This window comes from Njordella calcicola (genome assembly GCF_056494125.1).
Window position 1 is genome coordinate 2971291 of sequence record NZ_CM151396.1, and the last position, 12910, is coordinate 2984200.

Genomic DNA, 12910 nt, shown 5'->3' on the forward strand with positions numbered 1-12910 from the left:
GTTTACGACAGTACTTGAAGTTCACTTATTTCATCGATCCAGCGAAGCCGTTCGCTGTCAGCCATTACCCTTCGGTTTGCTGGAATTGGTGGCATTTCGTCGTAAGTACGACCATCCAACATTCGCCCCGCATCTTTCTTTCGCATCCCTCCCCATTGCTTGAAGAAGAATGGTACCTTCTTCTTTGCACATAGATCGCGAATTTCTATGACCCAACTTTTTTCGATCGGTCGCGCTCCCGCTCCGCTTTCGCCACCGACTATTACCCAGTTGATTCTGTCTATGTTGAAACTTCCCAGTTGCTCGAGCAAGGGTTCAACGGAAAGAAACTTGACGGCAGCGTTCGACTCGCGCAATAATTCGACGCGAGGAAGTCCGTGCTTCTTGTTCTCTACACTTACGCCCCACCAGATGTGCTTGTCATTAGCAACAAATTGCAAGCTGGATTTTAGCATGCTGCAAAGTCGGTCGGCACGCTTGGTGAGCACTTGAAACGTATGCCAATCGGCAAGTTGCATTGTCTTTGCGACTGACACAATAAAGTCGTCGGGAACATCAGGATGAAACAAATCGCTCATGGAGTTCACGAAGATTTGCTTTGAGGTTTTCCATCGCAGTGGTTCGGCAAGCTTTTCGGGAACCAGTCTTAGATCGAACCCTTGTTCGTACGGATGTCCGGGCACTCCACGAAATCGCTCTGCAAACGTCTTCGCGTAGCACTTCGCACAACCTGGACTAATCTGCGTGCAACCTCGAACAGGATTCCAAGTTGCGTCGGTCCATTCGATGTTTGACTGTTGGCTCATAACACCCCTTTGTCACTGTTTGATTCGGTGTCCTGGTCGATTGACGAATAACACCTCAGTCTGGATTGTCCCTAATCTCGGGGAAAATTGATAGAGCAGCGTAACGGTACGGGATCAGTGGCTATTGCTAGCACTCGCGATTGTGTCCGCGTTGTTGCTCATTATTACCAGCAAAACAAACTGTTGCTTGATATTTCATGCCAAGCCGCCCTTTGTTCCTCTCAGCGGAGCATGGCTGCGATCGGACGCAGCGTTTCTCGTGAATCTCGGGTTTGCCTTTCGTTACCTGCAAGTTGAGCAGGGCTTCCTGGACGTCCGGTGCGAGTTGATTAAACGCCATGATCTGGCTCAGTCGTACCATCAGCGCCATCGCGGTCAGCAGAGTAAACTGCAAAATCGGATCGTGAAGGAATGCGATCAGCCGCATGATTTGAAACAATCAGGCGAAAGCTCAGCAATTGAAAACTATTTCGCTTCCGATTGGTAATCTCGAGAACAGATCCATTAATCGTCTGACTTTCCCGGGGTATCGTTTAAGTTTGGATAACGCAAGAGAACTTCGTCGAGTTGCTGCTGGTCACCATTGATTCGGAATGCTTCTGCCAATCTCGCGAAGCCGTCTTGTAACTGCTTCTGCTCAAGTAAAGCTGATTGGTCTGAAGCAGAAATACGAAAACGACCGAGGTTGGTGAATTCCGGAGGATCTGCCTGAAAGCGGAATTCAAATTCTATTTCCTCGCCTATTTCACTAGTGTTCTTGGGCTCGACTTCAAAGATAGCCTCGTGTGGAACCCCTTGGCCTTTGTCGGGCGCCCAAGCTGCAAAATTCCAGTATCCATCCTTGTTGATTGGATGGTCTAAATGGGATTGGTCGGACCATGCACGATGAAAAGAAAGTTGCTTCACCGTTGCATCCTCACCAGGACGAATCAAGTTTGCATTGAACGTAAACACAAAATTGCCTGTTTCAAAAGCTGGTTGTTCGCCTCTACCGGGGCCTCTCAGAGGCAACGAACTGTGTGGCAGTGCTTCAATTCGCAAGCTGCTAATCGCCGGAAGCGGATTCTTGCACCTGACTCGATAAATGTCACCATTGACATTCGGTCCACTGACCAAGATTGAGGAGTCCTCCAACAACTGGAAATCAGCATTTGCGTCGGACGTCATGGATGTGGGGACTAGCACAGTCCATGTTGGCCGATAGGTTGCAAGTATGACATCTGCTAGGCGTCCTGCAAGTTGCTCGTTGTCTGGCTCTCGTTGGTACTCAAAGGCTAAATACTTTCGAAGTGCTTCTAGTCTGACCGCTTCAACTTGCAACCATAGCTTCTGTATAGATTGCTGTTCTTCTAACGGCAACTCTTCGATGGACAAGAAATCTCTTATCGGTGAAAGTTCAGAACATGTTCGCCACGACTCAAGAGTATCAGATATCAATTTTGCTTGAGCTTCGTCACAGGTAGCCAAACTGACTTCGAAAAAATCGACAACTTCTCTCATCCAATTGATTGCATCTTGTCGCAATTGCACTCGCTCGTATTGCGTCAGCGAGGCCGCTCTACTGCCTGATCCAATACTGGCCTCGATGGCTGCCATTGCTCCAGTTGAGCGTACCGTAATGGCTTCAAGCTGAGATAAGTCAGTAAGCTCGCCCACAAGAGCACGAAATTCATTTGCCGATTGCGAGAAACGGCGATTCACAAAGTTCAGCATTGCGGCAGCGATTTTAGCGTCCTGCTGCCCCGAATCAGCAGGCGAAGTATTGTCCCCCGATCGGCTCGCGACGCTTCGCATCAGCTCAATATTTCGTAATTCGAGGGCCAATTGACGATCTGTCGGATCAATGCCAACCGCTTTTCTAAGAGATTGTTCCGCCAACAATAAATGCCCTCGCCTGAGCAAGGCGATACCTAGTGTCTTATGAAAGGACGCATTGGCGGGAGTAATCTTTGACGCGTGCGTATAAGCCACGATAGCTTCATCCATTCTGCCGTTTGCCGACAACGAATCCCCAATTCGAATTAGGTCATTTGCCACCAGTACTGCCTCGTTGAACTGTTCTTGTTCGACAAGTAAGTCCCCAAGTTCTCGGCGTGCGACAACATCTGTCGCGTCTACCGCTATCGCTTCGCGATAAGCAGCAATCGAACCATCGATATTGTCTGATTTCCTGTTTGCTCGGGCTACACATAGGTGGCCCCAGCTTTGTGTGTGGTTGATCCGTACGGCCTGTCTACCTTCTTCGGCAGCTTGCTCAAAGTAACCTTGCTCGAGAAGTAGTTCTGAAAGATTCGTACGTACATAAAAATCGTCGGGAGCGGTTTCTGTCAAGTTACTGAAAACTCGAATGGACTCTTTAAAATCGCCAGAGTATTTGAGGTGTAATGCCAAATCCATCGCTGCCCCAACGCTGCGCGGTCTGGCACTCAAGACCGCGCGAGAGAACGCGACTGCTTCTGTATCGCGGCCTGCTTGAGATAGGCTTCGACCCAACTCTAGGTTTGTCCAGAAGTCACCTTGATCGCGGACTTGCGCCTGCCTTAGCAGATCGATGGATGGTCCAAGCCTGCCTGAACTTCGTAAGGCGACGCCAAGAGCCACGAGATAGGATGCAGGTTGTTCCAGAAATATTTCAGGGGTTACAAGGCTTTCCAACTCTTCGATGTCCCCTCCCGCAATGGCAGCTCGAAGTCTGCGTCGCCAATCATTGTCGTCAGCTAAATTGGCAATCTCAAGCAGCTTCGCTCGGCGATCACGGTGGGCAGGGGTAGCCCGAGCCCACAAGTCAATCGCGACCAGTAAATCGTCACGTATTGGTGACTCCATAACTCGCTTCGCTGCTTCCTCCGATGGCCAACTTAGTATGGGAAACCCCATTTCTTCAAAAGCCTGCGCGTAGCGATCATCGGTACCGGCGAGGTCAAAGTTGGTTGAGTCACCATGGGACCTTTGAAGGCGCATGTCATCAAAAGTCTCGCGTGTCAGTTGATTACGTTTGGCCAAACTCAACATTCTTTCGGCAGAGCTCGCCTCAGATTTCACCTGCTCTAATGTTTTATTAACTCGCTCCACCGTGCCATCTAGCACCTCTCCTTTGCGGACGAAGTCCATTGCCTTATTTGCTTCCGCAACGGTCAAGACCCATTTCTTTGCACTCTCTTCCTGTGTAGCGGCATCAGCCTCCGATCGTAACTTAAAGACGTTGTCTAAAGTCTGATTGACAAAATCTGTATTGGATTGCTTACGAGCCAATTCCCGTTGGGCGAACCAAGAGCCAGCTCCCAAGGCGGAAACTGCAAAAATAAGCAAGCTGGCCGCAAGGGCAACTAAAGATTGAAAACGACTCTTTTGTGCGATGGCTGTCTTTCGAGCCTCTTTGGCTCGCGCGGTTTCGGCCGCCATTTCCAATTCCGCTTGTCGTAGTCGTTCTTTGGTCGAGGCAAAGTAAAGCTGCAAACGTTCAACGATTGCGCCCGCATGGCGAAGCCTCTGGTCAAGATCTGGTTGCAGGCAATCCAAGGCAATCTTTATCAGTTCACTGTCCGCCCCGCAATGCTCCAAACGATTCCTACACGGCTGGAGATCTGCGTTCGACGCGGAGACAAGCAGTTGTATCCCAGAGTTTCCGACGTAGGCTGGTTTACCCGTGAGAATCTCACACAAGATTGCACCAAGCGAGAATACATCTGCTCGCTCATCTAACTCCTCGATTCTGCCACGAGCTTGCTCAGGAGCCATATAGGCCGGCGTTCCAAGTACGGTACCTACGATGGTATCTGGTCCGCTGGAAATGTCTCCCAAGTGTGTTGCATGTGGAGTACTGCTTGTTTTGTGAAAAGGTTCTAAATCGGCGATGGAAGAATGACCATAATCGGAGGAGGATGAGATCTTCTTTGCTAACCCCCAATCCACTATTTGGACTTTGCCAAAGTAGCCGACCATAATATTGCTTGGCTTCAAATCGCGATGAATAATACCACGGCTATGGGCGTAAGCGATCGCTTGACAGGTTTGCTCAAATACAACTAAGTAACGCGATTGATCCCCTGATGGGTCAGATCGATTGTCTAACTCCTTTGAAAGAGTAATACCATCAATCAACGGCATGCCAAAAAAAGGACTTCCATCTTCCAATCTGCCCAACTCATACACAGTCGAGATACCAGGATGCTGCAACTGTCCGACGATTTGAGCCTCTTCAACAAATCGCCGTTCCATTTCGGGCACGGCTAGATGCTGTTTTAGTAACACCTTAATTGCGATGTCTCGATTTAAGTCAAGATCCTTAGCTTTGATGATTGCGCCCATTCCCCCGCGCGCAATTTCCTCAATCATTCGGTATCGAGTCGTCTGCGATTCCGACTTTGATTCCGCGACGGGATTACTGATGAGACCGGAACCTCCAGCGAATGGAAAGACTCCTCCGGGGAGCAATGGTTTCAGATTGGTGTACTGGGAATGGTATTCGTTAATAAGAGCAGTGTCCGATTCTTCCTGCCAAGGAAGCAAGCCTGGAGCGGGATTCTTGAGGAAATCACCAGCAGACTCATGCGACTGAACCAATCCGACCACGCAGGCGCGCAGATGAAGATCATCACCGCATTGAATGTCAATAAAACGATTTCACACATCCACCGAATCAAGTTCAATGCAGCGAGCGAAAATGTCGTTTGCAATTGGATTCCAGTCAGCCAAGACATGCTTTCTTTAAAGTATTTGACGGTGGCAGCACCAAGATGGAGGCTTGTGCATCGTCAACGCTAAAAATAGGGGGTGGAGTCTTTGGTACGCGGACGTCCGGCCGGCACTTTCCGCGGATTGCGAGCAAGACGCTCGCGAACCGACCCTAAAATTAAGCTGGGAAGACGCACTAGTGTCCAAATGCGAATGCACGGTACATCAAAATACAATGCGAGATTGAGAGACTTGCTGCACCGCGCTTTTTCTAAGTTCTAGAACGGTTATCGACTTTCGCTGATTTTTTGGTGCAACCATGCTCTAGCCACAGTCCAAATTCGATCCGCTGTCCGCCTACTAATCCCCATTATGGCAGCCGCTTCCTGATGTTGAAGTCCCCCAAAATAGCGAAGCATTACCAGTTGATGTGATTGAGGGTCATGTTCCTTGAGTGACTCTAATGCTTCGCTAACCGAGAGAATCTCATCGTTTTCGCAGTTTGTTGCAACGTCTTGAGAGGCACTTAACTCAAGAATGCTTCTACCGCCGCCATGTTTCACGCATTTTTTCTTCCGAGCACGTTCAACCAGTATTCGGCGCATGGCCTCTGCGGCAGCTGCGAAAAAGTGTCCTCGGGAGTCCCAACGCTGCTGTACCTCTTGGTCAACCAGCCGAAGATAGGCTTCGTGTACAAGCGCAGTCCCTTGCAATGAGATTTCGGCGCCTTCATGAGCGATCTTTGCGGAAGCAAGTCTCCTCAGCTCATCATAAACCAACGCCAATAGGTCCTCAGCGGCTGACGGATCGCCGTTCTCTAAAGATTGTAGAAGGACAGTGGTTTGGCTCATTGCAGCCTCGCAAAAGTAAACTTTCATCGACCGTAACAGTATAGTCGCACATAGCCTGGATATAAAAGGTTTCGGCAAATAATTCCGTACCTGAGCAGGTAATTGTTTCGGTCTATGTCGGAAGTGCGTTATAGCTAGTTGCCATGCCCGAAGATCATCCAATTTGGATTTCCTAAAAAATCCTCGGTGCACCAAGGACGCTTATTTCGCATTGGTTGAATGTGAGGGACGGCATCCAGTATATCAAATACTTTGATGGTATCCGGTTATTGGAATATGCCCCACACACAGTAAATTCGCTGCTTGAATTGGGTACGATGCGACCCAGCAGCAGAATCTCGACCAAGACTTTGGGTGCGACTCCGAGAATGAGTTCGAAGTGTACAATCTCTGACTGCTTAGTGATCCTGGCGAGCACATTCGCATGCTTCCTGCAGCAGAATCTACCGCTGAATGCTCAAAACCCAGAGACGGTCCTTATCCGTTTGGATAACTCAGGCGAAATCTCTACGGAACGCGTGGGCCGCACCTCGTTTAGGCTCCGACCGTCGGATCAAGGAATCGTCGTGTGGGCTAGCCAATTCTCAGAAGGCTGGCAGTACATTCAAAACGGAGGGAGTTGGTCTCTGCCGACCAGCAGAACGAATGAACAGGCGACCTTCGAATCGCTCCAGCGTTCACGAGGATCGCAAGTCGGCGCGAGCAGGGCATTTAGCAGTCAAGCAACCACTCAACTGGATCAGCTTTTAGGGCAGGCCGTGGTTCGCGGCGCCAGTTTCCTTACGCCGCCCAGCGGCTATGTGCTCGATGGTCGAATCACAGTTCGCAGGAAGCCCCTCCCTGAAGTGCCGCACTATCCATCTGCAACGGCTCATCTTCGTCGTGGAAATGTGGAGATCGCAACGTTGGTTTTTGGCGAAGGCCAACAGAAGCTTTCTTACGAGGAACTCACTGAAATCACAAAAGAGTTCCCCGAAGGCCTCCCGGCCGGCGAGTATTCATTAACAATGGACGGCAGCTCTGCATCCGCTCTTTTTACGGTAGAAGAAACAGATTGGCGTGATGAAGTGTTGGCGGTTCCCAATCAATTGGCGGAGTTATTGGGATCCGATGCTGACCCACTTGTTGTGCAAATCAAAGTCGAGCAGTTACTGTCGCAAATGGACGAAGATGGAAACGCGATTTTGTACTTGGCCGATGCGCTGGACGTGCTCGAGTTGCAGTTGAAGAATGGGTTAAGTTCGCATTTGGTCGCTATTAAGGATTCCATCGAAATGCGGCTATCGGGTGGAGTTCAGTCGAACAGTCTGCCGGCGGCCGCAAGCTTCGATACGACGGGTGAAGCGAGCATCGAATCTGCAAAAAAACTGATCGCATCTGGCAGTTGGAAGCTTGCATCAGCGGAACTTGACCATGCGGCTTTTGGGGATAATAAGCGGTTGAATGGACTTCGCGAGCTTTACCGTGCGGTGATTCTTGCAGAATCCGGAATTGGAAGTGAAGCTGCAGCAAAACAGCTTTTTCTCTCGGCGATACGTTCGTTGCAAGGCTGTGAAGCTATCGACCTATTTCGTGCGCATAACAACTTTGCAAACTTTCTTCTCGATATAGCGCAAGATCAATTAAACAACCATGCATTTCAAATTGCGTCAGGTGGTAAGCATTCGCTGACTAGCATGCTGACCAATTGGGCAGAAGCCAAAAAGCACTACGACATCAGTGCTAAACTGCTTACCACAGACGACATCCAGCAACTGGCTGCTCTTAATGTGAACAAATCAAGGTTGTATGCTCTTCTCGGAGACGTCGTACGAACACTGGATGGAACCAACCTTGAATCCAGGCAATTTCTAGCGGGTGAGAACGCCGCGTCGCTCAAGGCAAAAGTACTATCTGAAAGTGTTTGTGCACTTGGCATTGATCAAGAGATCGACAGGAATGTTCTGGCATCGGCAGAAGAGATCCAGGCCCATATCGCCTTTCGAAATAGAGACTTCAGCGAATGCTTGGTGCACGCGAATGCTGCTTTGCGAGCGTACTTAGAGGCAGGATCTCTAGCCGGTGTGGAAGGGGTTCATAGGCTGCTTGGACTCTGCTATCTGCGAGCGAACGAATTCAAGCCAGAAGACAGCGACGTCGCCGGTTCGCAAAAGCAAGCGTTGAAACATTTCTTGATTTCGCATGAGTTGTCGGAATTACTTCGCAGCCGAATTCCTGTGGACCAGATTGGTAAAAGTCAAGCTGGCTTCTTTGCGCGGCGAACCTACGTGAACGAAAAAATTATCGAGCTACTCATTGCGAACGATCAACGTGCTGAAGCACTGGAGTACGCAGAGTTAGCCAAAGCAAGATCTCTTCAGGACTTGTTGACACTTGACAACTTGAGTTCACTGAAAAAGCCGATTGAAAGCGATCGATCACTGGGCGATACCCTGAAAGATTGGCCGAAGGATATTGCAGCACTTGAGTATTTCCTCGGGTCCGAAAAAACTTGGCTCTTCTTGATCAACACCGACGGTAAGGTCCAGGCTTTTGACCTGTTAGGCGGCAAGACGCAGACACGTACCCTCATCTCGAACGTGAGACGCTTCCTGGACACAACCGAATCGTATGCGACGCGAATGCGGACCCGACTGCTTGCGGGCAAAGGGTTCGACCATTCCTGGCAGGCAGAACTGCACGAATTCTATACGACGCTCATGCCAGAAGGAGTCTTGCAAGAACTGCAAAAGGCCAAAACGATCATCGTAGTACCGCACCATGTCTTGCACTACTTCCCATTCGCAGCCTTGGTCACGAAACTCGATAATCGAGAGCGAACTGCATTCGAAATGGTGCAGCCGCAATTTTTGATTGATGAAGAATTCGAGCTAGTACATGTCCCTTCGCTCCACGTTTGGGATTTGTTGCGATCTCGCCCAATGGAATCCTTCCGACAAGTATCTGCAGTTGGGATTGTTAGCTTCCCAGGCGCTCCAGAATTGCCAGGCGTTGCCAGCGATCTTGCCAATTTGAAAAGCGCATTTGGGAACAGCTTTACCAAGTCGCTATTTGGGGAAGAAGCGACAGAAAGAAATGTCGAATCACTATTGGGACAACCTGGCTTGCTTCTGTTTGCCACACACGGAAATAACGTAGCTGACGACCCCCTGTCCAGTTATTTGCTTTTACAGCCAGACGAAGAACATGAAGGTCGACTGACCGCGAGAGAACTATTTGAAATGCCGGTCGGAAGCGATCTCATTGTGATGAGTGCTTGCTACAGCGGGTTGGCCGACCGGTCTCCGTTGCCTGGGGACGATCTGTTTGGCATCCAGCGAGCCATGCTCCAATCCGGGGCTCGGACTATCGTGTCAGGATTATGGGATGTCTTTGATGGGACAGCACCCGAAATCAATAAAGAATTCTTTGCAAGACTTGCGCAAGGTGCTGCTGTTCCCGAGGCTTTGGCTGAATCACAACGCCAGTTCTTGAAAACACGTCGCAGCACCGAAGGCGACCCCTTTCTGCATCCGTATTTCTGGGCCGTCTACACGGTCGCCGGCGACGAACGAACCGCGTTTCATTCCAACACAGTACCAAACCCTTCTTTAAGCATTCCCGTTACACCTCAAGCCACCGTTTCACCTGCGGAGTAAACAATGAAGATCTTGAATATCAACCTGCTAAGGGCTGCCATACTGGGCGTTTGCTTGGCTACGCCTACCTACACCTTTGCGCAGACCAATCCTGGTTCTCAATCCAACCCGGATGCCTCCGTCAAACAAGCTCGTCAGTTTGCTGAAAGCTATTGCGCTACAGACAGAAGCGAAGTATGCCGAGTCTGTAGAAAAGCTCTCGGAATGTTTGTCAATTCGTCAAGAGATTTTGGGCCAGGACGATCGACTAACCTCAGCAGCTATGACTTGGCTAGGACATGTCTATTGGGGGCTTGGGAAGTACTCAGAAGCAGAGAATCTCTACAATAAGTCGATCGCAGTCAATCATGCAAAGCTTGGTTTGAATCACCCAACCAGCTTAAATTGCGTCAACCTACTTGCGGTTTTGTACAAAGACCTTGGTGACTATGAGAAAGCAAGGCCACTGTATGAACAGTGCCTATTGGGGCGTACGCAACTGTTCGGAAATGAACATAGAACTACTGCCGAAAGCATTAACAACCTCGCCGTGCTCGATATGTGGATGGGGAAATACGCGGAGGCTGAACGTAGGTTTCAAGAAAGCCTTCGCATCACGAAACTTCTAGTAGGCAACGAGCATCCCGAAACCGCTACTTGCCTTCACAACCTTGCATTGCTCTATTCGATGATGGGTGACTACGCTAAAGCCAAACCCATGCTTGAGCAAGCCTTGGGTATTGACCAGAGAATTCTCAGAAGCGACTCTTTGGACACAATTCAAATCGAGAGTAGCCTCGGGTTGTTATTGATCGCGGAAAAGGAGTTCGACCTGGCAAAAGAGCTTTTAGAGGAATGCTTGAGAAAGGCCGAGGCTGTTGCGGGTGTTGAGCACACGATCGCCGTTGCGATCCGTGATGAATTGGCCCTGCTTCTTCTCAGCCTGGGTGATTCCACGGCAGCCGACGAACTCATTCGCAAGAATATTGAAATTAAGGAATCGTCGTTAGGTTTTAATAGCGTGAGCGTTGCGACCAGCTATTTCAACTTAGGAACGCTCGCTCACAATGCAGGTCGATTGAACGACGCAAAAAAGGAGCTGGAGCATGCTTTTAAGTTGCAACGCGACGTCCTTGGTTTAGAGCATATTGATACGGCCGCCACCTTAAAGCAGATTGGTCTTGTTGAGTTTGCTCTCGGCAATACGCTGGAAGCTAAATCCCAAATTGAGGAAAGCTTAACGATTCATCGGAAGATCCTAGACGAAACTGCTATCGTTCAAACCGAACGCCAGCAGCTAATCATGAGTCAAAGTTTGCGGAGTGCGCTTGATGATTGGTTGACCGTTACTGACGATGAAACGGCATATGACGAGGTTTTGCATTGGAAGGGGAGCGTATTTATTCGTCAACGTGCGTTAAAAGCGATACAGCAAAAGCCTGAATTGCAAGGTGTCGTTGAAAACCTTCGAAGTGCCAGTAGTCGTTTAGCAAGAATTGCATTGAGTACTTCGATCGTAGGCGAGGCACGCTTTGAGCAACTTCGCAAGATGGGCGAAGAACGCGAACTATTCGAGCAAGAACTAGCTCGCCAAAGCATTGATTTCAAGAATGCAGCGGCTATTGACGAGTTCGCAACAGAAGAACTTCAGAAACTTATTCCGGCCAAGACAGCTTTAGTCGACTACTTTGAATACGACCGGTATGTTCGAGAATCTGAAGGCCGAAACGATCCTCATCGCGAGCGAACTCTGGTCGCATTTATAATCCAACGCGATCGAAAGCCCGAGCGTTTGGAATTGGGGGCAGCGGAACCGATCGAAGAACTAGTCGAAAAGTATCGGGTACTGCTTCAAGACAAATACGGCACAAACGTGGTTGGATCGATGGTGGCTAAAGAGCTACGCAATCGAATTTGGGAACCAATCGAAGCGGCTTTGGATGGAGTTGAAACCGTCCTGGTTTCGCCAGATGGAACTCTGGGGAAACTTCCGTTTGCAGCTATTCCAGGCCGACTTCCGGAAACCTACCTGCTCGAAGACTATACTCTCGCAGTGCTGGCTGTTCCCCAAGCACTAGCGATTCCTGCCGCTAAAAAAGCAACTGCGAGTATGTTAATTGCCAGCGGAATCGATTATTCCCCTGAGCCATCCTCGGATCTTGTGATCGAAGTGACGGGAACAGATCGAGTTGGAAATCTTCGCCAGTGGCAGAATCTTGCTCGAACAGACAGCGAAGGGCTTTTTATCAAAGATCGCTTTAACGAAAATTATCCCAAAGTGGAATCAGTGCTACTAAGAGGAGCAAATGCATCCGAGTCTGAAGTCCGGAGAATTGCGCCTGAATGCAGGTTCCTGCATTTCGCGACACATGGTTTTTTTGCGGCTCCTGATGCTTCCTCTGCAATCGCACTGCGTAATGATTCTGATCGCGGTTCACATGCATCGGAAGAACATCGATTTATCGGCGAACACCCGGGACTCATGTCTGGCATCGTGCTATCCGGTGCAAACGCTCCGCCGGATGATGGCAATGATGGGATTTTAACAGCGTTAGAAATATCCGATATGAATTTGTCGAAAGTCAGGCTGGCCGTGTTGAGTGCTTGTGAGACTGGATTGGGACGAGTCGCCGATGGAGAGGGATTATTGGGTCTCCAGCGGGCATTCCAAATCGCTGGTGCAGACTCCGTCGTGGCCTCACTTTGGGCTGTTGACGATGAATATACAGGAAGCCTAATGGAAGGCTTCTATCGGAACTACTGGATGAAAACTCCGCCAGGACAGCCAGTGCTTTCGACGGCACAATGCCTGCGAGATGCACAGCTTTCGATACTCAACAAGAATTTGAATCGCGGCAGACCTGTGGGCAAGCAAGCTATTGCCAATGAGAATCCAAGAACAGCACCGTACTATTGGGCCGCTTTTGTGCTGAGTGGAGATTGGCGGTAGACTCAGCAATCA

7 protein-coding genes are annotated in these 12910 nt (G+C 49.6%); 3 read left to right on the forward strand and 4 right to left on the reverse strand.

What is annotated here, in order from left to right; translation table 11 throughout:
- Positions 1-2: 2 nt before the first annotated feature.
- From SH302x_RS11090 to SH302x_RS11100, 3 genes are all read right to left on the reverse strand, one after another.
- Positions 3-806, reverse strand: coding sequence for a DUF5131 family protein (locus tag SH302x_RS11090; RefSeq protein WP_479368782.1), 804 nt, complete (start codon positions 804-806; stop codon positions 3-5).
- Positions 807-933: 127 nt separating this feature from the next.
- Positions 934-1233: a hypothetical protein gene (locus SH302x_RS11095; protein ID WP_479368783.1), complete on the reverse strand. Its 300-nt coding sequence runs from the start codon at positions 1231-1233 to the stop codon at positions 934-936.
- 77 nt (positions 1234-1310) lie between these two features.
- A complete protein-coding gene (locus SH302x_RS11100) occupies positions 1311-5141 on the reverse strand; it encodes a protein kinase domain-containing protein (RefSeq protein ID WP_479368784.1) in 3831 nt (1276 codons plus the stop codon).
- A 123-nt stretch (positions 5142-5264) separates the two neighbouring features.
- Between SH302x_RS11100 and SH302x_RS11105 the strand changes: the two genes are divergently transcribed.
- Positions 5265-5570 carry a hypothetical protein gene (locus SH302x_RS11105; protein ID WP_479368785.1) on the forward strand — a complete coding sequence of 102 codons (306 nt, stop codon included), beginning with the start codon at positions 5265-5267 and terminating at the stop codon, positions 5568-5570.
- 197 nt (positions 5571-5767) lie between these two features.
- Here SH302x_RS11105 and SH302x_RS11110 read toward each other — a convergent pair whose 3' ends face one another.
- Positions 5768-6331, reverse strand: a complete 564-nt coding sequence (locus tag SH302x_RS11110; RefSeq protein WP_479368786.1) for an ECF-type sigma factor — start codon at positions 6329-6331, stop codon at positions 5768-5770.
- Between the two features lie 368 nt (positions 6332-6699).
- Here SH302x_RS11110 and SH302x_RS11115 point away from each other — a divergent pair, with 368 nt between their 5' ends.
- Both SH302x_RS11115 and SH302x_RS11120 read left to right on the forward strand, forming a co-directional pair.
- Positions 6700-9969, forward strand: coding sequence for a CHAT domain-containing protein (locus tag SH302x_RS11115; RefSeq protein ID WP_479368787.1), 3270 nt, complete (start codon positions 6700-6702; stop codon positions 9967-9969).
- 139 nt (positions 9970-10108) lie between these two features.
- Complete coding sequence (locus SH302x_RS11120; RefSeq protein ID WP_479368788.1) at positions 10109-12898, forward strand: CHAT domain-containing tetratricopeptide repeat protein; 2790 nt, start codon at positions 10109-10111, stop codon at positions 12896-12898.
- Positions 12899-12910 lie beyond the last annotated feature (12 nt).